General features: G+C 67.0%; 29 protein-coding genes, 1 tRNA gene, 1 other RNA gene and 4 pseudogenes. 15 read left to right on the plus strand and 20 right to left on the minus strand.

What is annotated here, in order from left to right; all coding sequences use genetic code 11:
• Positions 1–10: 10 nt before the first annotated feature.
• From ACZ1HC_RS10530 to ACZ1HC_RS10540, 3 genes are all read right to left on the minus strand, one after another.
• Entirely contained in the window at positions 11–529 is a 519-nt protein-coding gene (locus ACZ1HC_RS10530; protein ID WP_472699938.1) for a GNAT family N-acetyltransferase, read from the minus strand.
• The gene (gene trpA, locus ACZ1HC_RS10535; RefSeq protein ID WP_472699939.1) at positions 529–1,326 is read right to left on the minus strand and encodes a tryptophan synthase subunit alpha; all 798 of its coding nucleotides are present in this window, start codon (positions 1,324–1,326) and stop codon (positions 529–531) included. The genes ACZ1HC_RS10530 and trpA overlap by 1 nt, the downstream gene beginning before the upstream one ends.
• Before the next feature lie 66 nt (positions 1,327–1,392).
• The gene (locus ACZ1HC_RS10540) at positions 1,393–2,259 is read right to left on the minus strand and encodes a LysR family transcriptional regulator (protein WP_472699940.1); all 867 of its coding nucleotides are present in this window, start codon (positions 2,257–2,259) and stop codon (positions 1,393–1,395) included.
• Between the two features lie 137 nt (positions 2,260–2,396).
• On the opposite strand from ACZ1HC_RS10540, the gene ACZ1HC_RS10545 reads away from it, so the two are divergent.
• Positions 2,397–2,618 (plus strand): DUF1127 domain-containing protein, encoded by a 222-nt coding sequence (locus ACZ1HC_RS10545; RefSeq protein WP_472699941.1) that lies wholly within the window; start codon positions 2,397–2,399, stop codon positions 2,616–2,618.
• A gap of 58 nt (positions 2,619–2,676) precedes the next feature.
• On the opposite strand, the gene ACZ1HC_RS10550 is transcribed toward ACZ1HC_RS10545, so the two are convergent.
• From ACZ1HC_RS10550 to ACZ1HC_RS10575, 6 genes and pseudogenes are all read right to left on the minus strand, one after another.
• On the minus strand, positions 2,677–3,165 hold the full coding sequence (locus ACZ1HC_RS10550) for an arsenate-mycothiol transferase ArsC (RefSeq protein ID WP_472699942.1): 489 nt from the start codon (positions 3,163–3,165) through the stop codon (positions 2,677–2,679).
• Positions 3,166–3,167: 2 nt separating this feature from the next.
• Positions 3,168–3,647 carry a UPF0262 family protein gene (locus ACZ1HC_RS10555; protein WP_472699943.1) on the minus strand — a complete coding sequence of 160 codons (480 nt, stop codon included), beginning with the start codon at positions 3,645–3,647 and terminating at the stop codon, positions 3,168–3,170.
• Positions 3,644–4,957 (minus strand): histidinol dehydrogenase, encoded by a 1,314-nt coding sequence (gene hisD, locus ACZ1HC_RS10560; protein WP_472699944.1) that lies wholly within the window; start codon positions 4,955–4,957, stop codon positions 3,644–3,646. The genes ACZ1HC_RS10555 and hisD overlap by 4 nt, the downstream gene beginning before the upstream one ends.
• A gap of 91 nt (positions 4,958–5,048) precedes the next feature.
• The gene (locus tag ACZ1HC_RS10565; RefSeq protein ID WP_472699945.1) at positions 5,049–5,525 is read right to left on the minus strand and encodes a DUF2948 family protein; all 477 of its coding nucleotides are present in this window, start codon (positions 5,523–5,525) and stop codon (positions 5,049–5,051) included.
• Between the two features lie 3 nt (positions 5,526–5,528).
• Positions 5,529–6,796: pseudogene (murA, locus tag ACZ1HC_RS10570) on the minus strand (UDP-N-acetylglucosamine 1-carboxyvinyltransferase).
• A complete protein-coding gene (locus ACZ1HC_RS10575) occupies positions 6,797–6,982 on the minus strand; it encodes a hypothetical protein (RefSeq protein ID WP_472699946.1) in 186 nt (61 codons plus the stop codon).
• A 135-nt stretch (positions 6,983–7,117) separates the two neighbouring features.
• Here ACZ1HC_RS10575 and ACZ1HC_RS10580 point away from each other — a divergent pair.
• Positions 7,118–7,192: transfer RNA gene (locus ACZ1HC_RS10580), tRNA-Thr, on the plus strand.
• Between the two features lie 189 nt (positions 7,193–7,381).
• A complete protein-coding gene (locus ACZ1HC_RS10585) occupies positions 7,382–7,651 on the plus strand; it encodes an antitoxin VbhA family protein (RefSeq protein ID WP_472699947.1) in 270 nt (89 codons plus the stop codon).
• 48 nt (positions 7,652–7,699) lie between these two features.
• Here ACZ1HC_RS10585 and ACZ1HC_RS10590 read toward each other — a convergent pair whose 3' ends face one another.
• Complete coding sequence (locus ACZ1HC_RS10590) at positions 7,700–8,329, minus strand: hypothetical protein (RefSeq protein WP_472699948.1); 630 nt, start codon at positions 8,327–8,329, stop codon at positions 7,700–7,702.
• Positions 8,326–8,646: a hypothetical protein gene (locus tag ACZ1HC_RS10595; protein WP_472699949.1), complete on the minus strand. Its 321-nt coding sequence runs from the start codon at positions 8,644–8,646 to the stop codon at positions 8,326–8,328. Before ACZ1HC_RS10595 ends, ACZ1HC_RS10590 begins: the two co-directional genes overlap by 4 nt.
• Positions 8,647–8,724: 78 nt before the next feature.
• Between ACZ1HC_RS10595 and ACZ1HC_RS10600 the strand changes: the two genes are divergently transcribed.
• Positions 8,725–9,493 (plus strand): IS5 family transposase gene (locus ACZ1HC_RS10600; RefSeq protein WP_472698742.1). Its coding sequence is split into 2 segments (ribosomal slippage): positions 8,725–9,062 and positions 9,061–9,493, totalling 771 coding nucleotides; the frame shifts between segments, so codons are not numbered across the junction.
• Positions 9,494–9,525: 32 nt separating this feature from the next.
• Here ACZ1HC_RS10600 and ACZ1HC_RS10605 read toward each other — a convergent pair.
• Positions 9,526–10,143 (minus strand): IS5 family transposase, encoded by a 618-nt coding sequence (locus ACZ1HC_RS10605; protein ID WP_298948992.1) that lies wholly within the window; start codon positions 10,141–10,143, stop codon positions 9,526–9,528.
• Positions 10,110–10,280, minus strand: a pseudogene (locus ACZ1HC_RS10610) (transposase); the annotation flags it as partial. The pseudogene ACZ1HC_RS10610 and the gene ACZ1HC_RS10605, both read right to left, overlap by 34 nt.
• 117 nt (positions 10,281–10,397) lie before the next feature.
• Between ACZ1HC_RS10610 and ACZ1HC_RS10615 the strand changes: the two are divergent.
• The 6 genes from ACZ1HC_RS10615 to ACZ1HC_RS10640 all read left to right on the plus strand — a co-directional run bounded on the left by ACZ1HC_RS10615 (position 10,398) and on the right by ACZ1HC_RS10640 (position 13,792).
• Entirely contained in the window at positions 10,398–11,081 is a 684-nt protein-coding gene (locus tag ACZ1HC_RS10615) for a hypothetical protein (RefSeq protein ID WP_472699950.1), read from the plus strand.
• Positions 11,082–11,292: 211 nt separating this feature from the next.
• On the plus strand, positions 11,293–11,499 hold the full coding sequence (locus ACZ1HC_RS10620) for a helix-turn-helix transcriptional regulator (RefSeq protein WP_007425318.1): 207 nt from the start codon (positions 11,293–11,295) through the stop codon (positions 11,497–11,499).
• Positions 11,499–11,861, plus strand: coding sequence for a hypothetical protein (locus ACZ1HC_RS10625; protein WP_472699951.1), 363 nt, complete (start codon positions 11,499–11,501; stop codon positions 11,859–11,861). Before ACZ1HC_RS10620 ends, ACZ1HC_RS10625 begins: the two co-directional genes overlap by 1 nt.
• 26 nt (positions 11,862–11,887) lie before the next feature.
• Positions 11,888–12,238: a hypothetical protein gene (locus tag ACZ1HC_RS10630; RefSeq protein WP_472699952.1), complete on the plus strand. Its 351-nt coding sequence runs from the start codon at positions 11,888–11,890 to the stop codon at positions 12,236–12,238.
• A 134-nt stretch (positions 12,239–12,372) separates the two neighbouring features.
• Complete coding sequence (locus ACZ1HC_RS10635; protein WP_472699953.1) at positions 12,373–13,263, plus strand: ATP-binding protein; 891 nt, start codon at positions 12,373–12,375, stop codon at positions 13,261–13,263.
• Positions 13,264–13,276: 13 nt separating this feature from the next.
• On the plus strand, positions 13,277–13,792 hold the full coding sequence (locus tag ACZ1HC_RS10640) for a hypothetical protein (RefSeq protein WP_472699954.1): 516 nt from the start codon (positions 13,277–13,279) through the stop codon (positions 13,790–13,792).
• Here the strand turns inward: ACZ1HC_RS10640 and ACZ1HC_RS10645 are convergent.
• The 6 genes from ACZ1HC_RS10645 to ACZ1HC_RS10670 all read right to left on the minus strand — a co-directional run bounded on the left by ACZ1HC_RS10645 (position 13,789) and on the right by ACZ1HC_RS10670 (position 17,653).
• A complete protein-coding gene (locus ACZ1HC_RS10645; protein ID WP_472699955.1) occupies positions 13,789–14,013 on the minus strand; it encodes a helix-turn-helix transcriptional regulator in 225 nt (74 codons plus the stop codon). The two genes, ACZ1HC_RS10640 and ACZ1HC_RS10645, sit on opposite strands and share 4 nt — an antisense overlap.
• 480 nt (positions 14,014–14,493) lie before the next feature.
• Positions 14,494–14,757 (minus strand): hypothetical protein, encoded by a 264-nt coding sequence (locus ACZ1HC_RS10650; RefSeq protein WP_472699956.1) that lies wholly within the window; start codon positions 14,755–14,757, stop codon positions 14,494–14,496.
• A gap of 879 nt (positions 14,758–15,636) precedes the next feature.
• An RNA gene (gene ffs / locus ACZ1HC_RS10655) (signal recognition particle sRNA small type) lies at positions 15,637–15,733 on the minus strand.
• A gap of 38 nt (positions 15,734–15,771) precedes the next feature.
• Complete coding sequence (locus tag ACZ1HC_RS10660; RefSeq protein WP_472699957.1) at positions 15,772–15,984, minus strand: hypothetical protein; 213 nt, start codon at positions 15,982–15,984, stop codon at positions 15,772–15,774.
• A 47-nt stretch (positions 15,985–16,031) separates the two neighbouring features.
• A complete protein-coding gene (locus ACZ1HC_RS10665; RefSeq protein WP_472699958.1) occupies positions 16,032–17,051 on the minus strand; it encodes a 5'-nucleotidase C-terminal domain-containing protein in 1,020 nt (339 codons plus the stop codon).
• On the minus strand, positions 16,934–17,653 hold the full coding sequence (locus ACZ1HC_RS10670; protein ID WP_472699959.1) for a metallophosphoesterase: 720 nt from the start codon (positions 17,651–17,653) through the stop codon (positions 16,934–16,936). The genes ACZ1HC_RS10665 and ACZ1HC_RS10670 overlap by 118 nt, the downstream gene beginning before the upstream one ends.
• A 294-nt stretch (positions 17,654–17,947) precedes the next feature.
• On the opposite strand from ACZ1HC_RS10670, the gene ACZ1HC_RS10675 reads away from it, so the two are divergent.
• Positions 17,948–18,385: a hypothetical protein gene (locus ACZ1HC_RS10675; RefSeq protein WP_472699960.1), complete on the plus strand. Its 438-nt coding sequence runs from the start codon at positions 17,948–17,950 to the stop codon at positions 18,383–18,385.
• Between the two features lie 36 nt (positions 18,386–18,421).
• Here the strand turns inward: ACZ1HC_RS10675 and ACZ1HC_RS10680 are convergent.
• Positions 18,422–19,280: pseudogene (locus ACZ1HC_RS10680) on the minus strand (prephenate dehydratase).
• A 116-nt stretch (positions 19,281–19,396) separates the two neighbouring features.
• Here ACZ1HC_RS10680 and ACZ1HC_RS10685 point away from each other — a divergent pair.
• The 4 genes and pseudogenes from ACZ1HC_RS10685 to ACZ1HC_RS10700 all read left to right on the plus strand — a co-directional run.
• Positions 19,397–19,930 carry a c-type cytochrome gene (locus tag ACZ1HC_RS10685; protein WP_472700824.1) on the plus strand — a complete coding sequence of 178 codons (534 nt, stop codon included), beginning with the start codon at positions 19,397–19,399 and terminating at the stop codon, positions 19,928–19,930.
• Between the two features lie 148 nt (positions 19,931–20,078).
• Entirely contained in the window at positions 20,079–21,941 is a 1,863-nt protein-coding gene (locus ACZ1HC_RS10690; protein ID WP_472699961.1) for an extracellular solute-binding protein, read from the plus strand.
• Positions 21,942–22,034: 93 nt separating this feature from the next.
• On the plus strand, positions 22,035–23,111 hold the full coding sequence (locus tag ACZ1HC_RS10695; protein ID WP_472699962.1) for a microcin C ABC transporter permease YejB: 1,077 nt from the start codon (positions 22,035–22,037) through the stop codon (positions 23,109–23,111).
• A pseudogene (locus ACZ1HC_RS10700) lies at positions 23,111–24,202 on the plus strand (ABC transporter permease); the annotation flags it as partial. The gene ACZ1HC_RS10695 and the pseudogene ACZ1HC_RS10700, both read left to right, overlap by 1 nt.
• Positions 24,203–24,206 lie beyond the last annotated feature (4 nt).

The following is a 24,206-nucleotide window of genomic DNA, read 5'->3' on the forward strand; positions in this document are numbered from 1 at the left end:
ATGGGTAGTGTCAGGGTGTCGCGGATCCTTCGGCCCCGCCCAGATCCTTGCCCATTAGGACAAGATCGTGGAAGGCGCCGAATTTCCACCCCGCACGCGGGATGCGGCCCCATTCGGCAAATCCCGCCCGGGCATGGAAGCGCAGCGACCCGTGGTTCGAGGCGGTGATGCCGCCGATCAAAAGCCGGTGTCCGCAGGCGCGGGCGTGGTCTTCCAGGGCGTCCAGCAGCAGCCTGCCCGTTCCGGCATTGCGCGCCTGGGGCGCAAGATGGATCGTGTGTTCCATGCTGCGGGCATAGCCGCCGCCGTTGCGGAACTGGCTGTAGGTGGCAAAGCCCAGGGTCGCGCCTCCGGCCTCGGCCACCAGGAAGGGACGGCCGTCGGACTGGCGGTCGCGGATCAGGGCGGCGATCTCGGGGGCGGTGCGTTCGGTCGGCCAGAAGGTTATCACCGTGTCGCGGATGATCGGGTTCCAGATCGCCGCGATGGCGGATGCGTCCCGAGGGCGCGCGTCGCGCAGCAGGACCATCAGCCGCGATGCGCCCCGGCCGCCAGGTCGCGCACGAAGTCCAGCACCTCGGGAACGGGGCGGCCCTCGCCGATCTTCCTGACGATGGCGCTGCCCACCACGCAGCCGTCGGCGACGCCGGCGATCTTCTCGGCAGCCTCGGGGGTCGAGATGCCGAAGCCCACCACCACCGGCAGGTTGGCGGCCTTGCGGATGCGCGCGACTTCGGGGGCGACCTCGGCGGCGTCGGCGGCAGGGCCACCGGTGATGCCGGTGACGCTGACGTAATAGACGAAGCCCGAGGTGTTCCTGACCACGGCCGGCAGGCGTCGGTCATCGGTGGTGGGCGTGGCAAGGCGGATGAAGTTCAGGCCCGCCCGCTGGGCCGGGATGCACAACTCGTCGTCCTCCTCGGGGGGCAGGTCCACGACGATCAGCCCGTCCACGCCGGCCTCGCGGGCGTCGGCCAGGAACCGCTGAACCCCGCCCGGCCGGGCATAGATCGGGTTATAGTATCCCATCAGCACGACGGGGGTGGTGTCGTCGGCCTTGCGGAAGTCGCGCAGGATCTCCAGCGTGCGGCTGACGCTGCCCCCGGCGGCAAGCGCCCGCTGCCCGGCCGACTGGATGGTGGGGCCGTCCGCCATCGGATCGGTGAAGGGCATCCCCAGTTCGATGATGTCCACCCCCGCGCCGGGCAGGCCGCGCATGATCTCCAGCGTGGTCGCGTCGTCGGGGTCCGATGCCATGATGTAGGTCACGAAGGCCTTGCGCCCCTGGGCCTGAAGGCGCTGAAAGGTATCGTCGATCCGGGTCATCGTCCACTCCGCTTTGCCGCTGCCTAAGTGCAGCGCCGGGGGCGGGCTGTCAATCAGCGGCGCGGATCAGGCGGCCATGGCGGCCACCTCGCAGACGGCGCGTCGAAGATAGCCCGCGAATTCCGCCGCGTCCCGCCGCGCCGGGCCGTCGGCCACATAGACGTTCAGCCAGGTGGGCGGCAGGGGCGGCAGGGCGCCGCCGTGGTCCACCGGCTCCAGCCCCGCCTGGGCGATGCCGCGCGGCAGGATGGTGATGCCCAGATCGGCCGCCGCGCTGACCCGCCAGGTATCGCTGCCGCCATCGGCCACCGCCTGCACCCATTCGATGCCCGCCCGGTCAAGCGCCGTCAGGCCGACCGGATAATAGGCGCAGTGGGGAGAGTTCGCCAGCGGCACCGGGCGTTGCGCCCAGGCCGTCCCGCCGATCGCGCCGAACCAGGCCAGATCCACCTTGGCCAGATGGATCGCGCCCGGCGGGGCCTCGAACTCGGTGGTCAGGATCACGTCGTGCTCGCCCCGCTTCATCTGCGCGCGCAGATCCTTGCTGCGGCCGTCGTTGATGATCAGCTCGACGCGCGGGTTGTCCTGCCGGAAGGCGCGCACGGCCTGGGCGACCTTGGTAAACAGCCAGTCGCTGGTCAGGCCCACGCGCAGCCGCGCCTCGGGGCGCTGGCCGGTGAAGCGCGACAGGATCGCATCGTTCAGGGCCACCAGCTTGCGCGCCTCGATCAGCAGTTCGGTGGCGAAGTCGGTCAGCACCACGCCGCGCCCCTGCTTTTGCAGCATCGCCTCGCCGAACACCTCGTCCAGGCGCCTGATCTGCATGGACAGGGCGCTTTGCGTCATGTTCAGCGCCTCGGCCGCGCGGGTGACGGCGCCATATTCGGCCACGGCCTGAAGCGACCTCAGCGTGGCGATGTCCAGGTTCCGCATCCTTCGGCCTCCGTGATGGAAAAGATCAAAAACATTCGCTTAAAGGATACATCCACCCGCGCTATTCATCAATCACAGAAATCTTAATCCGACTATGCATCGCAATAATTGATGCATTCCATCACTGGAGACGAACCGTGTCCGTCAAGCTTGCCTCGCTGCCCAGATCCGCCCGGCGCGCGCTGCCGCGTCCCGCACTGGGCAGGCGCATCCTGACCCTGCTGAGCCTGCGCCGGTCCCGGCTGGATCTGGCCGCGCTGACCGACAACCAGTTGCGCGACATCGGCCTGAGCCGCGATCAGGTGGCCGCGGAAATCGCCCGACCCATCTGGGACGTGCCTGCCAACTGGCGTCGCTGATCCTTACCCCGTCGCGACTGCCACACTTCCGCGCCGCCTTCGGGTCGGCGCGGTTTTTTCACGGCGCGTCGTCCGGGGCGGCATCGGCGGGCTGGCTGGGCGGGCCGAAGCGCTCGATCATGCGCGCCCGGATCTGGTCGCGGGTCTGGCGATAGGCGGCCAGCTTGGCCTCGCGCCCCTCGGCAAGGCCGGTGGGGTCCATGATCGGCCAGTATTCGACCTCCAGATGAAACACCCGCGTCAGTTCCAGGGCCTGCCGCTGGCTGGCGGGCGACAGCGCCACGATCAGGTCGAAGCCGCCCAGATCGTCGCCCCAGTCCCGCATCTCCTCGAAGCTGCGGACGCGGTGGTTGTTGATCTTGATGCCGATCTCGTCGCAGACGGCGATGGCGAAGCCGTCCACCTCCATGTCGCTCTTGACGCCCGCCGACTGCACATAGGCGGCCCTGCCGTAGAACTTCTTCATCATGCCTTCGGCAATGGGCGAGCGGATGGAGTTGTGATCGCAGCAGAACAGGACCGAGGCGGGGATCGCGTTCTGCGCCATGATCAGCCCTGCGGCACCAGGGCGCAGATCAGGGTGAACAGGCGGCGCGCGGTGTCGATGTCCAGTTCCGCCTTGCCCTCAAGCCGTTCCTGCAGGGTCCGCGCGCCTTCGTTGTGGATGCCGCGGCGGGCCATGTCGATGGCCTCGATCTGCGCGGGCGGCAGGCGCTTCACGGCGTCGAAATAGCTTTGGCAGATCTGGAAGTAGTCCTTGGTCACCTGCCGGAACGGCCCCAGCGACAGGTGGAACTCGGCCACCTTGTCGCCCGCTTCGGCGGTCACGTCGAAGACCAGGCGGCGTTCGCGGATGCACAGGTCCAGCCGGAACGGCCCCTCGGGGGCAGGCTGGCCGTCGCGGCCGGGAACGGCAAAGCTGTTGTCCTCGATCAGGTCGAAGATCGCCACCCGGCGTTCCTGTTCCATTTCGGCGGTGGCGGGCGGGGCGGCCGAATCGTCGATCTGGATGTGGATGATGCGGCTCATTCGGCGGGCCTTTCGTTCAGGACGCGGATCCGCGCCTCGACCGAGGCGCCATGCGCCTGCAGCCCCTCGGACGCCGCCAGCCGCATGGCCGCGGGCCCGATCGCCGCCAGGGCGCCGGGCGACAGGCGGGCCAAGGTGGTGCGCTTGAGGAAGTCCAGCACGGACAGCCCCGACGAGAAGCGGGCCGATCGTGCGGTCGGCAGGACATGGTTCGGGCCGCTGACGTAATCGCCCACGGCCTCGGGCGTGTGCGCGCCCAGGAAGATCGCCCCGGCATGGACGCAGCGCGCGGCCAGGGCCTCGGGGTCGTCCACGCACAGTTCCAGATGCTCTGGCGCGATGCGGTTGGACAGGCTCGCCGCCTCGTCCAGGTCGCGCACGACGATGATGGTGCCATAGTCGCGCCAGCTTGCCCCGGCGATGGCGGCGCGGGGCAGGGTGGGCAGGATGCGGTCCACCGCCCCGGCGACGGCATGGCCAAGCGCCGGACTGGTGGTGATGAGGATGGACTGCGCGTCCGCGTCGTGTTCCGCCTGCGCCAGAAGGTCAAGCGCCAGCCAGTCGGGGTTCTGCCCTACCTCGGCGATCACCAGCACCTCGGAGGGGCCGGCGATCATGTCGATCCCGACGCGACCGAAGACCTGCCGCTTGGCTGCCGCGACATAGGCGTTGCCCGGGCCGGTGATCTTGTCCACCGGGGCGATGGTGGCGGTGCCATAGGCCAAGGCCGCGATCGCCTGCGCCCCGCCGATGCGATAGATTTCGTCCACCCCGGCCAGTTGCGCGGCCAGCAGCACCAGGGGATTGACCGCGCCCCCCGGCGTGGGCACGCAGATCACCAGCCGCTCGACACCCGCGACGCGCGCCGGAAGGGCGTTCATCAGCACCGACGAGGGATAGGCCGCCTGTCCCCCCGGCACGTAAAGGCCCGCCGCCGAAACCGGCGTCCATCGCCAGCCCAGCGTCGCCCCCTGCGCGTCGGTCCAGCTTGCATCCGTGGGCATCTGGCGTTCGTGATAGGCGCGGATGCGATCGGCGGCCAGGCTCAGCGCCGCGCGATCCTCGGGTCCGACCCTGGCGATGTGCGCCGCGATCTCCTCGGGCGGGAATCGCAGCCGGTCCGGCGTCAGGTCCAGCCGGTCGAAGCGGCTGGTCAGGGCGCAGAGCGCCGCGTCGCCGCCCTGTCGGATGTCGCGGATGATGCCGGCCACCACGTCGTTCACATCGGCCGAATCCTCGCGCTTGGCCGACAGCATCCGGGTGAAGCGGGCCTCGAAGTCGGCGTCCGACGTGTTCAGCGTGACGGGCATGGTCTGTCCTCTGGTGTCACGCCTTGTTAGCCGCAACCCCGGTCCGCCTCAAGCGCCGCAGGGGCGGCTTCTTCTTTGCCCAAATACCCCCTTATTCGGGATGAACGGGCGCCTTGCCGGACACGGCGCGATAGGGCCGCGTCACGTCGCGCAGGTCCAGGTTGATGCATTCGACCTCGGCCACCAGGGTGCCGTCGCCCGCGAATTCCAGCAGCAGCCGTCCGGTGCCGTCGGGCCCGGGCTGCCAGACCATCGCCAGCAGTTCCAGGATCGTGTCGGCGTCGCGGCTGATGCCGTCGGACATCACCCGCAGCACGTCGCGGATCAGCAGGACCGACCGGACGCGTTCGTACTCGCGCCCCTCGGCCGCGGCGCGTTCGGCGTCCTCCCAGCGGAAGCGGTTCAGCAGCAGCGCCAGGGACCGCCCGCGCGGATCGTAGGACATCTCGGACGCCGGCAGGATCGCGTCCTGCAGCAGCGCCGACAGGATGCGCAGATCCTGTTCGTCCTCGGCCATCAGCGCCAGGGGGGCGGGATCGGCATCGGCGAAGCGGGCGTCCTGTGGCATGGCTTATTCCTCTTTCACGCGTTCGATATGGGCGCCCACGCCGCGCAGCTTGCGCACGACGTGTTCATAGCCCCGGTCCAGATGATAGACCCGGCTGACGGTGGTCTGGCCTTCCGCCGCAAGCCCCGCAAGGATCAGGCTGACCGAGGCGCGCAGGTCCGTGGCCATCACCGGCGCACCCCGCAACCCGTCAACCCCGGTCACGGTTGCATGGCCGCCGTGAACTTCGATCCGGGCGCCCATGCGGGTCAGTTCCGGGGCGTGCATGAAGCGGTTCTCGAAGATCGTCTCCTCCAGCACGCTGGTGCCCTCGGCCAGGCACATCAGCGCCATGAACTGCGCCTGCAGATCCGTCGGAAAGCCGGGGAAGGGCCTGGTGGTGACGTCGACGGCGCGGATGCCGTTCCGGCGGCTGACGCGGATGCCCCGCTGGGTCTCGGTCACGGTGATGCCGGCTTCGTCCAGCTTCTCGCAGAAGGCCGACAGCAGATCGATCCGGCCGCCCAGGCATTCGACCTCGCCGCCGCAGATCGCGGGGGCCAGCATGTAGGTGCCCAGTTCGATCCGGTCGGTGACGACGGGATGGGTGGCGCCGTGCAGCGCATCGACGCCCTGGATGGTGATGGTGGACGTCCCCTCGCCGTCGATCTGCGCCCCCATGGCGCGCAGGCAGCGGGCCAGATCCACGATCTCGGGTTCGCGCGCCGCGTTCTTCAGGACGGTGGTGCCCCGGGCCAGCGTCGCCGCCATCAGCGCGTTTTCGGTGGCCCCGACCGAGACCAGCGGGAAATCCACCACGGCGCCGCGCAGCCCCCGGCGGGCGCCTTGGCATGAACATAGCCCTCGCGCAGATCCAGTTCCGCGCCCATCTCCTCGAAGGCCTTCAGATGCAGATCCACCGGCCGCGCGCCGATCGCGCAGCCGCCGGGCAGCGACACCTCGGCCCGGCCGTCGCGGGCCAGCAGCGGCCCCAGCACCAGGATCGAGGCGCGCATCTTGCGCACGATGTCGTAATCCGCGCGGTGGCCGGTCAGCGCATGGCTGGACATGGCCAGCACCTGCCCGTCCTGCAGGCTTGCGGCCTCGGCCCCCAGGCTTTGCAGCAGCGCGGTCATGGTGCGGATGTCGGACAGGCGCGGCGCGTTGGTCAGCGTCAGCGGCTGATCGGTCAGCAGCGTCGCGGGCATCAGGGTCAGGCAGGCGTTCTTGGCGCCGGCGATCGGGATGTCGCCCTGAAGCGGGCCGTTGCCGCGAACGATGATCTGGTCCATTTAAGCGTCGTCCTTGCCTGTATCGCTGTCCTGCTGCCCCGTCCGGCCGTCGGCCCTGTCGGCCGTGCCGTCAGCCGCGCGGGCGCGCGCCTGCGCCTTGCGGCGTTGCAGATTGGCCCGCAGCGCGGCCCGCAGCCGATCCTCGCGCGTGGTCTGCCTGTTCTTGTCAGCCGGGCGGTCGTTCATCCGCAACGTGTTAGCCGCGCCCGAGGCAACAGTCCAGCAAAGCCCGCGTCCCGGCAGGGAACCCGGCGCAGAGCGGAATTTTTGCGCCTGGCCCCTTGCGCGGACCTGGCGCTTTGTCTAAACGCCCTTCACGGCGCTGCGGTAGCTCAGTGGTAGAGCACACCCTTGGTAAGGGTGAGGTCGAGAGTTCAATCCTCTCTCGCAGCACCAGAAATCGATATTTATACCAATGTCCTGCATGAATATCCTAAAGTGTAGGATGCCCTTTAAGGGAGATGCCCTGCGGCAAGTTTGACGCGGTGCGTAGGATATCCGACGGATAGAGTATTACGCAAATTGGAGGGCGATAGAATCGCCGCGCCGGTCGTTGTAGGATGTCCAGGCGGAGCGGGGGCAGCGATGGCATACGATCAGGATAATCCAGATGACCGCCGTAGGGTCGTCAGGGGGGCTATTGCCAGCCAGCGTCTCGCAGGACTGCGCCTCTCTGATCAGGACGCCGGAGATTTTGACCGGTTCGCTTCCGGAGAGATCGATCTCCGGGAGCTCCGCTGTCGGATCACCAGGTCAGGCGAGGGGAGAACGGCAATGGAGGCCGCTCTACATGTCTTGAACGGTGTCGTCCCAGACGTGCCACCGGACGACGGAGATGAACTGCGAAAAGGATAAAGCCCCGCCGGAATGGCGGGGCTCTCAGTCGGTTGTCTCAGTCGTCGATCAGGCTGCCTGACGGTCCGGCCATGCCTCGATGCCCAGCCCGAAATGCTTGCAGATCAGGGTCCGCCACCGCAGCGTGTCCTGCTCATCGAGCAGCCCGGCATGTGCGAGCCTCTCGATCTCGGCCGGGTCGTCCTGGCCGCTCCCGGCCTCGCGACGTTCGGCGGCGATTGCCGCAGCGGCGCTTGCCCAAGCAAGGGGCAGCTCGTCGATGTCAACCTGCGTCACGCTGTTCTTTGTCATTGGGTGGCTCCTATTGATGGTGGATAATGTCGCCTTTTTGGCGCGCATCGCAGCGTGTCGATCGACCGAATACTCCCGCAGGCGTTCCTCGATCCTCGACACGAGGTATTCCGCAGCCGGATCCTGGGCGACATAGGACATCGTCCGCATTGCGCCGAATTCCCCTCTGCGGGGCTTGTGGGCCTTGCTCAGGAAATTCATCTCCTGCTCGAGGCGTGCCGCCAGTCTCCGCAGCTCCTCCGTCGCAGGATGACCTGCGGCAGAGGGGAGCATTTCGGACAGTTCCAGGGCGACATAGAGAGCGCATGCCTGGCAAAGCACCTCGCGGACGCTCCCGGCGGCGTTGCTGCTGGCGGGAGCGGCCGGGGTGGAGTTCATCGCAGTCATTTCAGGCCCTCCACGAACGTCTCGATCAACTCACCGTGCTCCTGGCTCAGCATCTCCGACGCCTGCAGCTGTGTCACGAATGCGGCTGCGATCCTGATCCTCCGCTCTGCGAGGATGTCGTCGGGGTGCCAGCTGTAAAACTCGTCGTTTGCACGGCGGTCGAAAATTTCACCACGCTCGGCGTCGTGATCTGCCTCCGCGCCGTCCAAATCGGACTGGACACCTGCCGGCAGCAGGCCCGCGGCTGCGTAGTCGCTCATGATGATGGGCGCGACGACCTGCAGCGTGACATGCATTTTCGCATCGCCGATGCACATGCTAGGGTCAGGACCCATTAATCGGCTTGCGGTCGCCTTGGCTGCGTGATTCACGCTCCCGAACTGATGGGGGCAATGATGAGCAATCTTTTCTGGCTGACCGACGAGCAGATGGAGCGTTTGAAGCCGTTCTTTCCGAGGAGTCATGGCAAGCCGCGGGTTGATGATCGTCGGGTCTTGAGCGGCATAATCTTCATCAATCGTAATGGGTTGAGATGGTGCGATGCGCCGCGTGAATATGGACCTCCGAAGACGCTCTACAACCGATGGAAGCGGTGGGGCGACATGGGAGTCTTCGCCAGGATGATGGAAGGACTGGCCTCCGAGGGTGCCGAGCAGAAGACCATCATGATCGATGCGACCTACCTGAAAGCGCACCGCACGGCTTCGAGCCTGCGGGCGAAAAAGGGGGCCCGACGACCAGCGCGGACGTTTGATTGGCAGAACGAAGGGCGGGCTCAATACCAAGCTACATGCCGTTACCGACGCCAAGGGACGGCCCCTGAAGTTCTTCATGACCGCGGGCCAAGTGAGTGACTACACCGGAGCCGCCGCCCTGCTGGGCAGCTTGCCCGCTGCCGAGTGGATGATCGCGGATCGCGGTTACGACGCCGACTGGTTCCGGGAAGCGTTGAAAGACAAGGGGATACGCCCTTGCATCCCGGGGCGGAAGTCGCGCGGCAAGGCGGTCCGCTACGACAAGCGGCGCTATCGCCGCCGCAACCGCATCGAGATCATGTTCGGTCGCCTGAAAGACTGGCGCAGGGTCGCAACCCGCTATGACAGATGCGCCAAGACCTTCCTGTCCGCTGTCGCACTCGCGGCAACCGTCATGTTCTGGCTTTGAAGATCAATGAGTCTGGACCCTAGGGTCAGGACTCACAACCAGAACATGACGGTTGCGGCGATGCAGATGGCGGAGAGGAAGAGCTCGCCGCATCTGTCATAGCGGGTCGCGATGCGGCGCCAGTCCTTGAGACGGGCAAAGAGGTTCTCGATCCGGTGGCGCTGCCTGTAGAGCTTGCGGTCGTGGCTGGCAGGGTTTCGGCGCCCACGCCGGGCCGGGATGCAAGCTGCGATCCCCCTGTCCTCAAGCGCCTGACGGAACCAGTCGGCGTCATAGCCTTTGTCGGCCAACAGCGTCCTGGCGGGAGGCAGATCACGCAGCAGGGCCAGCGCACCTTTGGCGTCGCTCATCTGTCCGGGTGACAGGAAGAAGGTCAGCGGCCGCCCCAGCCCGTCGCAGATCATATGCAGCTTCGAGTTCAGGCCGCCTTTGGTCCGCCCGATGGCCCGCGGCCGAGTCCCCCTTTTGAGAGGCTTGCCGCCGTCCGGTGAGCCTTGAGGTGCGTGCTGTCGATCATGATGACATCGCCATCCGGCCCCGGGCGTGCAAGCTCGACAAAGATCCGGGCAAACACACCCAGGCGCGACCAGCGTACGAACCGGTTGTAGAGCGTCTTCGGCGGCCCGTAGACGCCAGGAGCGTCCTTCCACTGCAGCCCATTCTTCTTGACGTAGATGATGCCGCTCAACACCCGCCGGTCATCCACGCGCGGCTTGCCTCGGGATCTCGGAAAGAACGGCCGCAACCGATCCATCTGCGCCTCGGTCAGCCAGAAGTGCTCGCTCATCTCATGCCCCCATCTTTGGGAGCTTGAATCATGTAGCCCGCGCAACCTCAAACAGGTTTATGGGTCCTGACCCTAGAACAAACCCTAAACAATCGTACATGGGAATCGGGGGTCCGGATGGAGATCGAGAAGTCGTATTTCACTCTGCCGGAGATCCTCGAGCGCTGGTCCATGTCCGAGGCGGACCTCATCTACCTGGCTGAGAACGACCAGCTGCGGCTGTCGATTCGGGTATTCAACCTGGCCGTCGAACGCGGCGACTATGATGAGACGCCGGAAAGGGAGCGATTCTCGGTGCCCTTCGAGATCGGCCCGTTCAACGGGCTCCTCGATCTCCACGCCCATGACGTCTTTCAGCTATTCCGGCATGGCGAGGTGAAGCTCAGCCGCTTTCGGTCGCACAAGGCGGACTATGCCTGCCTGACCGGGGCGCCGGAGCACATCAGCGTGCGCCAGCGCGATCTCTACGTTCGGCGTGAAGAGCGCGATCGCTTTGAAGCAGAAACGGGATTCGCTGGCGCGGCTGCCGGCCCGCGGCCCGGCGCCTTCCATGCCTCGGCCGACTACCAGGACGTCCGCTGCAACGGGCAGCACTTCCGACTGGGTGCGATCCAGGCGCAGGTCGTGCGCGCGCTGCACGAGGCAGCCGGGCGCGGCGAGCCCTGGCAGAGCGGCAAGGCGATCCTTGCTGCCGCGGGCTCGCGCAGCCTCAAGATGTCCGACGTCTTCAAGTCGAAGAAGAACTGGCGACTGCTGATCGAGTCGGACGGCCGCGGAGCCTATCGCCTGCGCGGCCTCTGAGCCCGCGTCATCCCTCCCGTCCGCGCGCGCTCTCGATCCCCCGGTGGGATGCGCTGGGGGATGAGAGGGGGATGGTGACCCCCCTCGGGGCCGTTCTCCCTTGGATTGAAAGGCTCCTGACGATCCCCCTCCGCATCCCACACCAATCCTGACGACATCCCCTCGTGGGATTTCGCATCGTGCTCCCGACAACCGACACCGGGAGAACACGATGCAGCAGAAGACCTGCCTCACGCAGAAAGAGCTCGCGCGGCGCTGGACGATCTCGCACCGCACGCTCGAGCGCTGGCGATGGGCCGGGGAAGGCCCCGCCTACATGAAACTCGGCGGCCGGGTGGTCTACCGGCTCGAGGACATCCTCGCCTTCGAGAAGGACCAGCTCACGCACACCGCCGACAGCGCGCGGGGGGCGGCATGATGGAGAGCCGGTCCGCCATCCACGGCAGCCGGGTGGTGTCGATCTTCGGCGCCGCCGGTCCCGCGCTCGACGAGGTAGGGCTGTCCGCCTGGATCGCGCAGGCCGACCCGGGCGAGGCGCTGGTCTATCACCGCGGGTTCCTTGCCGTCGACGCCACCGGGGCCGTCTCGAACCTCACGCCCGAGCGCCAGCGCACCCTGCGCGGTGTCGCGGCCGCCGCCTTGCGCGCCGCCGAGCAGCGGCTCGTCCACCTCGTGCAGGCGCGTCTCGGCCCCGACCACTTCGCCTACATCGCCGTCGCCCGGCCCAAGCCCGGTCCCGCCGGCGCCGCCCTCTCGATGCGCCTCCTCGAGGCCGCCTGACCCCATCCCCCATCACGGAGAAACCCATGCCGTTCCCTGAGAACACTCCCTCCATCGACGAGCTGATCAACTTGCCCGCAGGCGAGATCGCCCAGCTTCCTGTCGAGCTCCTGGCCGCGATGCAGCGCGAGATCGACGCCGCCGCAAAGCAGATGAAGGCTGTCACCGCGCGCTTTTCCACCGCGCTCGAGGTCCGCTACGCCACCCGCGCCGCCGAGGCCCGCCGCGCCTGCGGCAAGGACACCGGCACCGTCCGCCTCGCCGATGGCGATTTCACCGTGGTCGCCGATCTGCCGAAGCGCGTCGAATGGGACCAGGCCCAGCTCGCCGCCATGGTCGAGCGCATCCGCGCTGCCGGCGAAGATCCATCCGAATAGGTCGAGATCACTTTCAAGGTGCCCGAGCGCGCCTATGTCGCCTGGCCCGAGGCGATCCGCCAGGGCTTCGAGCCCGCCCGCACCGTGAAGACCGGTGCGCTGAAGATCGCGATCCTGCCGCAGGAGGACCGCGCGTGAGCCTCCCCATCATCACCGCCGATCAGCGGCTGGCCGAGACGCGGGGCGTCAAGGGCGTGATCTTCGGCCCGTCCGGGATCGGCAAGACCAGCCTGCTCTGGACGCTCGAAGCCTCGACCACGCTGTTCTTCGACCTCGAGGCGGGCGATCTCGCCATCGAGGGGCTCCATATCGACGTGGTTCGGCCGCGCACCTGGAAGGAGTGTCGCGATTTCGCGGTCTTCATCGGAGGCCCGAACCCGGCGCTCCGGCCCGAACAGCCCTACAGCCAGGCGCATTTCGACGAGGTGTGCGGTCGGTTCGGCGATCCGCGCGTCCTCGCGAAATACGACACCGTCTTCATCGACTCGATCACCGTGGCGGGGCGGCTCTGCTTCCAGTGGTGCCGGGGGCAGCCGGAGGCGCATTCGGAGAAGACCGGCAAGCCCGACGTGCGCGGCGCCTACGGGCTGCACGGGCGCGAGATGATCGGCTGGCTGACCCATCTCCAGCACACGCGCGGCAAGAACGTCTGGTTCGTCGGGATCCTCGACGAGAAGCTCGACGACTTCAATCGCAAGGTCTTCGTCCCGCAGATCGACGGCTCGAAGACCGGGCTCGAGCTGCCCGGCATCGTCGATCAGGTCATCACCATGGCCAGCATGCCGGACGAGCAGAACCGGCCGCAGCGCGCCTTCGTCTGCCAGACTCTGAACCCGTGGGGCTACCCGGCAAAGGACCGCTCCGGCCGCCTCGACCTGGTCGAAGAGCCCCATCTCGGCCGGCTGATGGAGAAGATCCGCGGGCCACTGATCCCGGCCGAACGGCGGCTGACCTATGCGCCGCCGCAGCTGCCCGCGCCGCCTGGCGCGCCAGCGCCCGACACCCAATCCGCTCCCACCAACTGAAAGGATCCGAGCCATGTCAGGCCTCTGGAACGACTTCAACGACGCGCAGTCCAACACCAACCTCATCCCGAAGGGAACACTCGCCAAGGTGCGGCTGACCATCCGCCCCGGCGGTTTCGACGACCCGTCGCAGGGCTGGACCGGTGGCTATGCCACCCGCGGCTCCACTGGCGCCGTCTATCTCAACGGCGAATTCACCGTGACCGAGGGCCAGTACGCCCGGCGCAAGATTTTCACGCTGATCGGGCTTTACAGCCCCAAGGGACCGGACTGGGCCAACATGGGCCGCAGCCTGATCCGCGGGATGCTGAACTCGGCGCGCGGGATCTCGGACAAGGACCAGTCCCCGCAGGCGCAGGCAGCGCGGCGGATCGGGGGCTTCGCCGATCTCGACGGGATCGAGTTCGTCGCCCGCATCGACGTCGGCAGCGACGCCATGGGCGAGGAAAAGAACGAGATCCGCGCCGCGGTCACGCCCGACCATCGCGACTACGCGCAGGTGATGGGGCTGGCGGCGCAGCACGGCTAGGCGACGACAGGCAGCCCCTGCAGGACGGCGCGCACCTCGCTGCGCTTCCAGCGGATCGTGCCGGCTGCGATGCGGCGCGGCTGCGGAGAGCTCGGATCGCTGCGCAGCCACCGGTCCACCGAGGCTTCGCTGACAGAAAGCATCTCGCAAAGCTCCGTCTTCTTCAGCAGCTGCAAGTCAGGCGGCGCGGCCGATGCCGCGCCGTCGGGGCTGTGGGTCATGGTATGGTCCTCTCGTATCCGTTGACATTGCTGACCAGCCGGCGCAGAGAGGACGTGTTCAGGATCCCTCGCGTGGCCGCCGCCTGGTAGCCGCGCGATTTCCCTGCGGCCAAGCATCAAGTTATACGCACCCCACGCAGGGCGCCATGCTGGGGGCGCCGAGTTGCCGCACGAACCTGTGGATAGCGGAACTCGGGCACGCTCACCGCCACCTCTCCCGATGCTGTCATCTCCCGCTCGAGACTTTCTGGGTTTGCGGCACGCACTAGGTTCTTTTTTTGCAAGCCCTTTCCACGCGCGGGATAAACAGGTCATGGTGCGCGCGCTGCCGGTTGGCGGGATAACGGGCGTCCCTCTTTGGCATGACATCGAAGCCCCGCCCTGGCATCCGCACGTCGTGCCTCAGCGCCGCCTCACCCTTGACCGGAGCGTCAGCCATCGTGCGGCCTCCGCTGCCTGATCCCAGGCGACACCTCCCGCTCAGGGAAAGCGCTCCACCTTGGCCAGCCACTGCGCCAGGTCGTCCCCTTCCATCAGGCCGACCTCCACCAGGGCGTCGGCCATGGCATCAAGGAGCACCCTGTCGCGGGCAAGGATGGTCCTCGCGCGTTCCTCAGCCGCCTCCAGTCGCTTCCGGACGCGGAGGGCATGGGTGGGGTTGGCGAGATACAGAGCGGGATCGGCGGCATGCCAAAGGGGTCCCTCCGCCCCCAGGCCCATCCGGGTGTCGATCTGCACGGCCAAGGGCACGATCGTCTGGCAGGAGCGCCACGAGGTCCGGGTTGTCGGCCGAGGCGGAATGAGTGACCCCCAGGAGGACGGAGAGGATGTCCCTGTCGAGGGGCGGCAGGACCCGAGCCTGCCGCAGGATCCGCTTCAGGTCGTCAGGCAGATCGTGGGGATGGGGCACCAGGATCAGCACGGCTCGGCTCTGGCCAAGCAGGGTCGTGATGCTGCCGTCCCGAACTGCGCGTCGTGCCATTCCCTGCCTCATGTCCGTCAGTTTGCCATCATCTCACTGTGCCCGCGCCACCTCGTTCAGGCCAGCAGCAGCGGCCTGCAATTTTATCTGCTCAAGCGGGTCTCCAGGCTTCGCCCGTTTTCAGCATGGCCTAGATCGCCCGCGCTATGCGATTGGCCAATGTGGCACATTGCTATGCCGGGAGCGGGAGCCATCCACTCCATCAATGGCGTTCACACGCTCCATCGTAAAAACGCTGAAGGCCGAACCAGTCTCGCGGCCCAACCGACGGCATCGGGCCGGAGATCACCCCCAGCCTTCGAACAGAGGGCCGCCCAACATGAGCGCCTGACCGGAATAGAACCGGGGCAGGTCAAGCCTGGCGATAACCCGACGCGATTCATGTCGACATCTTCATGAAGCTGCTGTTCGGGCATTGCGGCAGGTCCAGCCATGGAGGTGCCAGTGGTCCGAATGACGTTTGCGAGGCGGGTTGGTCGGGAGCCGACTTCGCCTGGTCGGCCTTGGTCGTCACCATCCCGGATCGGGTCCGGCCTTCTTGTCTCGCCCTCTTCAACAAAGCTCTTGTCGGGGGCGCTGACCTGCCCGAAACAGCCGGACGCCTTGCACCGCCCATCTCGCCATCGATTGCTGAGAGGAAGGGTGAGAGGTTGGACCACGACCCAAGCGGGGCTCGCTACGGCTGCTTCCTTCCGGACCTGACCGGGTTGGCGAGGCGCCTGCCCGCGCCAACCTCTCGCGGTCTAGATAGTCGGACCCCGCGCGCGATGCAACCGTCAAAGATGCAGGCGCAGCAACGCGAAATCCTCGTCGGTCGGACCCACATGCTCTAGCCGGAAGCCGCAGCGCAAGGCCACGTCCGGCAGCATCGACAGCCCACAAGGGCCGGTCGCGAACAGGGCGGACGTGCTGGGCATCGGCCGGAAACGCCATATCGGCCGCGCGCCGATCGAAAGCCGCCCGCGTTGCCGCAGGTAATCGCGGATCACGTCGCGGGTCTGCGGGCCGGGCGGCAGGACCAGGGGCTTGCCCGCCGTCAGCGGGGCGAACAGGCCGCAGGCGGCCAGGCGATAGGAGTTCGTGGCCAGAACGAAGCGGTCGCCGTCCTGGACCGGGCGGCCGCGCCAGAACAGCTCGCCGATGCGGCTGCCGCCGGCCGGGCCGCCATCGGGGCAATAAGCGGGGGGCGGGACAGGTCGATGGTCCATTGCACGTCCTGGATCACGTCGAACTGATAGGCCGGAAAGCCGGGATCGGTCAGCGGCTGGTCCGCCTCGCCCGGCCTGAGCCATTGGAACAGGCTTGCCGACCTCTCCAGCCAGTCGCGCAGGTCGGCACCCGTCACGGCCAGGGCGCAGATGCGGTTGGGGAAGGAATAGATGTCGGTCAGATGGCTCAGCCGCAGGCGTCCGGCTGCCACATCCGTGTAATGGCCGGGTCCGGCGCGTCCGCCCGCCCGGAAGGGCGCGGCGGCGGACAGGACCGGCCATGCGCCAAAGCGCGTCCGCTCCAGCGCCTTTCGCACGAACCAGCGCTGCGCCAGGTTCACCAGGCTCAGCGCCGGATCGTACCCTAGCAGGGCGAAATAGCTGCTGATCCGTTCGTTGCTGTGGCCGATGCGTCGGCGCAGATGCGACAGCGTCAGCCGATGGGCGGGCACCACCGTGCGCAGGACAGCCGGGGCGGCAGGCAGGTCGGGCCCGACCGCCTCGCACCGCGCGGCAAAGCTGCGAATCTGCCACCCGGTGTCGGGGTGCCGGACCAGCGACAGATCGATCACCCCCAGATGCGATCCGCAGAAACCGGGCATCACCGCCGGCTTGCCCGCCAATGTGCCGCCTGCCGCGTCGGCGCCGCCGCGGCTGGTTCCGGGCCCGGTTCCGGCAGCGGAGGGAAAGACCTCGTGCGTGTGGCCCGCGACCACCACATCGATGCCCCTCAGCGCCGCCAGGTCGCGGGCGACGTTTTCGGCGCCGGGGCCGGCGGCGCGGTCCGAGATGCCGCTATGGGCAAGGGCGATGACCAGATCGGCGCCGGCCGCGCGGATCCGGGGCACGATCCGGCGCGCGGTATCCAGAATGTCGTCGCAGGCCATCTGCCGCGACAGGTCGCCGTCCCAGGCGGTAGTCTGGGGGGCAGGAAACCCACCACGCCGATCCGCAGCGGCACCAGGCGCCCCGACTGGGCCTGGACGGTCCGTTCCAGGATGACGAAGCCCGGGAAGTCCGCCCGCCCTTTCAGCCGCAGATTGGCCGCCAGGAACGGGAACCGGGCCTGGCGCGCCGCCGATTGCAGCACCTCCAGCCCGAAGGCGAAGTCATGGTTGCCGATGGCCGCGGCGTCATAGCCCATCAGGTTCATCGCCGCGATCGCCGGATGAGGGCCTGTTCCGCCCCGTGCCGCCTGTTCGCCCAGGGGCGTCCCCTGCAGGAAATCGCCGTTGTCCAGCAGCAGCGTGTTCTGCACCGCCGCCCGGTGCCGGTCCACCAGCGAGGCGATCTGCGCCAGGCTGCCCCGGTCGCAGGATCTGCCCGCCAGATAGTCGTGAGGCAGCAGCTTCATGTGCATGTCGGTCGTGGCCAGGATGCGCAGGGCGAGGATCTCGGCCAGTCCGGCGGGCGGATCGCGCTGTCCGATCTCTTGCGGTGCGTCGCGCATCCCCGACCCTCAACCCCGGGCCGACGGCATCCGTGCCGGCCCCTCTGCGTGTCGCGTGATCGCAGCGTTTCAACCGCAGATTGTCAAGTGCAGAAGATGAATTGCCTTCACGCGACGTGCTGATAGTTGATAACCCGGAGGCCGAACCATCGGCCGGGGATCCCGTTCCCCATCGGCTGACAAGGCAAAGGATGCTTTTCGAATGGCTGAACAGAATGCCGCCCCTGGATCCCTCGCTGGGCGGGTCGCATCCCTGGCGGGGCGGGTCCGGCCGGCATGAAGTTCTCGACCAGGGTGGATACAGACAGATCGTCCGAGGATCTGTTCGCGGTGATCGGCGACTTTCCCCGTATCGAACGGGCCCTGATGGCGCGCGGGATTGCAGCGCAGCGCCTGGATCCCCTGCAGCAGCCCGGCCCCGGCGCGGGCTGGACGCTGGACTTCATGTGGCGGGACAGCCCGCGCCAGGTGTGGCTGGAGGTCACGCGCTTCGACCGGCCGTCGCACATCGTTCTGGAGGGTCATTCCGACCTGTTCAACCTGTCGATCGCCATGACGCTGGTCCCCCTCAGTCGGGCCAGGACCCGCCTTCTGTTCGAGACCGAGATCCGTCCCCGCACCATGCGTGCGCGCCTGCTGCTGCAGACGGCCCGGCTGGGCAAGGCGCAACTGGACCGCAAATACGATCAGCGGATCGCGGATTTCCTGAGCCATCTGCGCGCCGCCGCGTGACCCCGGACGGCACGCCGCGGCGGGCCCCGTGGCGCGTCAGGCCCGGCTTCGCTGCGCCTCGCGCAGGGGGTCGGCGGGATAGACGCCCAGGATGTTCAGCGACGAGGTGAAGTAGCGCAATTCGTCAAGCGCGCGCTGAAGGGCCGGATCCTCGGGGTGGCCTTCGACATCGGCATAGAACTGCGTCGCGGTGAAGACGCCATCGACCATGTAGCTTTCCAGCTTGGTCATGTTGACGCCGTTCGTCGCAGAATCCCCCCATCGCCTTGTAGAGCGCGGCGGGAATGTTGCGGACCCGGAAGACGAAGGTGGTCAGCATCCGGTCCGACCGGCGGCTGTGATCGGGCTGCCGCCCCATGATGAGGAAGCGCGTGGTGTTGTGGTGGTGATCCTCGATGTCCCGGGCCAGCACCTCGAGCCCGTGCAGTTCGGCCGCCAGTTCGCTGGCCAGAACGCCCTCGCCCGGCGTGCGCTCTTGCGCCAGTTCGGCGGCGGCACCGGCGCTGTCGGCGGCCGCCGAGGCGGTGATCCCATGCCGCGTCAGGAAGCCCCGCGCCTGCGGGATCAGCACCAGATGCGCGCGGACATGGCGCACGTCCTGCAACCGGCTGCCCGGCGGCGCCATCAGCGCGATGCGGACCCGCACGAAGGCCTCGTCGATGATGTGCAGGCCGGATTCGGGCAGCAGGTGGTGGATGTCGGCCACCCGGCCATAGGTCGAGTTTTCCACCGGCAGCATCGCCAGGTCGGCCTGGTGGCTGCGCACGGCCTCGATCACGTCCTCGAAGGTGCGGCAGGGAAGGGCCTCCATCCCGGGCCGCGCCGTGCGGCAGGCTTCGTGGCTGTAGGCGCCGGGTTCGCCCTGGAAGGCGATGCGGTTGGTCGTGGTCGTCATGGCCCGCTGTCCGAATTTTGAATGATCGTGGCGTCAACTATACCTTGATCCTTCAAAGCGAAAGCGGATACATACCCGTCGAATTGACGAGCTTACCAATGCGGGGATCGCACGCGATGTTCAACACCATGACCGTGACCAAGGCCGCCGGCGCGCTGATCGGCGCGCTGCTGTTCCTGATGCTGGCCAACTGGGCGGCGAGTTCGCTGTACCATGTCGGCTCTGCCAATTACGGCGAGGGTGAGGAAGTCGCGCAGGCTTACACCATCCCGGTCGAGGAAGCCGCGGGCGGCGAAGAAGCGGCCGAGGAGGAAATCGACTTTGCGGCGCTGCTGGCATCGGCCGACGTGGCCGCGGGCGAAAAGGACTTTGGCAAGTGCAAGGCCTGCCACAAGCTTGACGGCACCGATGGCGTTGGTCCCCATCTGAACGGCGTCGTGGGCCGCGACGTGGCGGCGGTCGCGGGCTTCAACTATTCCCCCGCCATGATCGAACATGCCGCCGAGGCACCGCAGTGGACGCCCGAGGCGTTGCAGGAATTCCTGGCCAATCCCAAAGGCGTCGTGCCCGGCACCAAGATGTCCTTTGCCGGCCTGAAGGATCCGCAGGACCGCGCCGACATCATCGCCTATCTGCAAACCCAGCAGTAACGGCCTTCGTCTTCGACCGAACCGGGGCGCATCGCGGAATGCGCCCTTTTTCGTGTGCGCCTGCTGCCTCGCCCTCACGAAATCGCGGCTTGATCGTGTCCCGCGCGCTGCCTAGCGTATGTCACAGATCCCCGACCGGAGTTTGCCGATGCGCCGCCTTGCCCTGATCGCCATGCTTGCCCTTGCCCCGGCATCCGCCGCCCTGTCGCAAGAGGCACCAGGGGCCGAGGGGGGCGAGAAAGTCATCAAGACCCACGCCATCGCCCTGTTCGGCGAACCCGCGCTGCCCGCCGATTTCCCGCATTACCGCTATGTGAACCCCGATGCGCCGAAGGGCGGGGAAATCTCGTTCGGCGCGGTCGGCGGGTTCGACAGCTTCAACCCTTTCACGCATCGCGGCCGGGCCATCGCGCTGTCGGTGATCCAGCTGGAACGGCTGATGGACAGCCCGGCGGACGAGCTGGGCGTCGATTACTGCCTGTTGTGCGAAACGCTGGAATATCCCGAAAGCAAGGACTGGGTGATCTTCAACCTGCGCCCCGAGGCGAAGTTCAGCGACGGCACGCCGCTGACCGCCCATGACGTTCTGTTCAGCTTTGAAACCTTGCGCGACAAGGGCTTGTCGTCCTTCCGCATGGCGATGCAGCAGATGGTCGCCAAGGCCGAGGTTCTGGACGACCACCGCATCAAGTTCACCTTTGCCGAGGGCTATCCCCGGCGCGACGTGATCTCGCAGATGGGCAGCCAGATCGTCTTTTCGAAGAAGGACTTCGAGGACAACGACCGCGACCTGGAGCAAAGCACGACCATCCCCTATGTCGGGTCCGGCCCCTACATGTTCGACCGGGCCGAGATGGGTCGCACGCTGGTCGTGAAGCGCGACCCCGACTATTGGGGCAAGGACCTGCCGATCAACCGGGGCCGCTTCAACTTCGACCGGATCCGCTACGAGATGTTCGGCGATTTCGACAGCGCCTTCGAGGCCTTCAAGGCCGGCGAATACACCTTCCGCAACGAGACATCCTCGATGCACTGGGCCACGCGCTACGACTTCCCGGCGCTGGCCTCCGGGGCGGTGGTCCGCGAGACCCTGCCGGACGGCCAGATCGCCAGCGGCGATGCCTGGGTCTTCAACCTGCGGCGCGAGAAGTTCCAGGACATCCGCGTGCGCGAGGCCATCGGGCTGATGTTCAACTTCGAATGGACCAACCAGACGCTGCTCTACGGGCTGGAGACGCGCGTCAATTCCTTCTGGGACAACAGCGAGTTCCGCGCCGACGGCCCGCCCACCCCCGAGGAGGTCGCGCTGCTGGAACCCGTCGCGGGCGATCTTCCCCCCGGCATCCTGACCGAGCCCGCCGTGGTCCAGCCCGTGTCCGGCGAACGCCAGCTTGACCGGCAGAACATGCGCCGCGCCGTGGCCCTGCTGGACGAGGCGGGCTGGACGGTGGGCAGCGACGGGATGCGCCGCAACGCGGACGGCGATGTTCTGACGATCGAGATCCTGAACGACGACGTGGGCAACGACCGCATCATCAACCCCTACATCCAGAACCTGCGCGCCATCGGCATCGACGCGGTGAACCGCCGCGTCGACAATGCCGAGATGCAGCTTCGCACCCGGTCCAAGGATTTCGACATCGTCGAGGATTCGCTGGGCCAGTCCTATGCCATCGGCGGCTATGCCGGCCAGGTCTTCGGATCCGAGGATGCGGACGACGTGTTCAACCCGATGGGCCTGGCGAACCCCGCCATCGACAGGCTGCTCGAACTGGGCCAGCAGGCCGAGACGCCCGAGGACAACATCGTGGCGATCCACGCGCTGGACCGCGCCCTGCGCAGCCTGCGCTTCTGGGTGCCGAAATGGTTCAAGGCCGAATACACGCTGGCCTATTACGACATGTACCGCCACCCCGAACAGATGCCGCCCTATGCGCTGGGCACGCTGGACTTCTGGTGGGCCGACACCGCCCGCGAGGCCGAGTTGAAGGCGGCCGGCGCGATCCGCTGAGGGCAGGGTTGATTTCCCGTCGATCCCGCCCGACAAGGGCGGGACAAGCAAAAGCGGGCCCCGCGAAGGCCCGGAAGGGGCAAGGGCAATCCGATGGGCGCCTATATCCTGCGGCGGCTGCTGCTGATCATCCCCACCCTGATCGGGATCATGGTGGTGAACTTCACCCTGACCCAGTTCGTGCCCGGCGGTCCCATCGAACAGATCGCGGCGCAGGTGCAGGGCTCGGGCGACGCCTTCAGCAACATATCCGGTGCGGGGGCCGGCGCCGACACCGGCGTGGTCGAGGGCTACGAGGGCGCGCGCGGCCTGCCGCCCGAATTCATCGCCCAGCTGGAAAAGGAGTTCGGCTTCGACAAGCCGCCCGTGGAACGCTTCCTGACGATGATGGGCAATTACCTGACCTTCGATTTCGGGACGTCCTGGTTCCGGTCGATCAGCGTCATCGACCTGGTGGTGGAAAAGATGCCGGTGTCGATCACGCTGGGCCTGTGGTCCACGCTGCTGGCCTATCTCATCTCGATCCCGCTGGGCATCCGCAAGGCCACGCGGGACGGGACGCGCTTCGACACCTGGACCTCGGCCGTCATCATCATGGCCTATGCGATCCCCGCCTTCCTGTTCGCGGTGCTGCTGATGGTGCTGTTCGCGGGCGGCAGCTACTGGCAGATCTTCCCGCTGCGCGGCCTGACCAGCGACAACTTCGCGGACCTGTCGCTGTGGGGCAAGATCAAGGACTATGCCTGGCACGCCACGCTGCCCGTGATCGCCTCGACCATTTCCAGCTTCGCCACGCTGACGCTGCTGACCAAGAACAGCTTCCTGGACGAGATCAACAAGCAATACGTGATGACCGCCCGCGCCAAGGGGCTGACGGAACGCCGGGTGCTTTACGGCCACGTCTTCCGCAACGCCATGCTGATCGTCATCGCGGGCTTTCCCGCCGTCTTCCTGGGCGTGTTCTTCGGCGCCTCCATCCTGATCGAGACGGTGTTTTCGCTGGACGGCCTTGGCCGGCTTGGCTTCGAGGCCGCGGTGCAGCGCGACTATCCGGTGATCTTCGGCACGCTTTATGTCTTTGGCCTGCTGAGCCTGGTCGTGGGGATCCTGTCGGACATGATGTATGTCTTCGTCGATCCCCGCATCGACTTCGAATCGAGGGCCGGCTGATGGCGCTGTCGGAACTCAACCGCCGCCGCTGGCGCAGTTTTCGCCGCAACGGCCGGGCCTTCTGGTCGCTGGTGATCTTCTCGGTCCTGTTCGTGACCGCGATGTTCGCCGAGATCGTGGCCAACGACAAACCCATCGTCGCCAGCTATCGCGGCGAACTTTATTTCCCCGCCTACAACTTCTATCCCGAAACCGCCTTCGGCGGCGACTTCGGGACCGAGGCGATCTATACCGATCCCGCCGTGCAATGCCTGATCGTCACCGGCGGCCGGCAGGAATGCTGGGACACGCCCGAGGACCTGATCGCCGCCGTGGACGCCGGCACCAGCGACATCCCCGAAAACGAGCAGGGCTGGATGATCTGGCCGCCGATCCCGTTTCACTATTCGACCATCAACAACGTCGGCAGCGCCCCCAGCCCGCCGGACGGCACGCACTGGCTTGGCACCGACGACACCGCCCGCGACGTGCTGGCGCGGGTGATCTATGGGTTCCGCATCTCGATCCTGTTCACGCTGATCGTGACGGTGGTGGCCTCGGTCGTTGGCATCGCGGCGGGGGCGATCCAGGGCTATTTCGGCGGGCGGACCGACCTGGTCTTTCAGCGCGTGCTGGAGATCTGGGCCTCCACGCCGTCGCTTTACGTCATCATCATCCTGTTCGCGATCCTGGGGCGCAGCTTCTGGCTGCTGGTCTTCGTCACCATCCTGTTCGGCTGGCCGGCGCTGGTCGGCGTGGTGCGGGCCGAATTCCTGCGGGCGCGGAACTTCGAATACGTCCGCGCCGCCCGCGCCCTTGGCGTGTCCGACCGCACCATCATGTTCCGCCACATCCTGCCCAACGCGATGGTCGCCACCCTGACCATGCTGCCCTTCGTCGTCACAGGCACCATCAGCGGCCTGGCGGCGCTGGACTATCTGGGCTACGGGCTGCCCGCCTCGGCGCCGTCGCTGGGGGAGCTGGCGCTGCAGGCCAAGCAGAACCTGCAGGCGCCCTGGCTGGCCTTCACCGCGTTCTTCACCTTCGCCATCATGCTGTCGCTTCTGGTCTTCGTCTTCGAAGGCGTGCGCGATGCCTTCGACCCCGAAAGACCTT

This window comes from Paracoccus sp. BR5-17 (genome assembly GCF_055693925.1).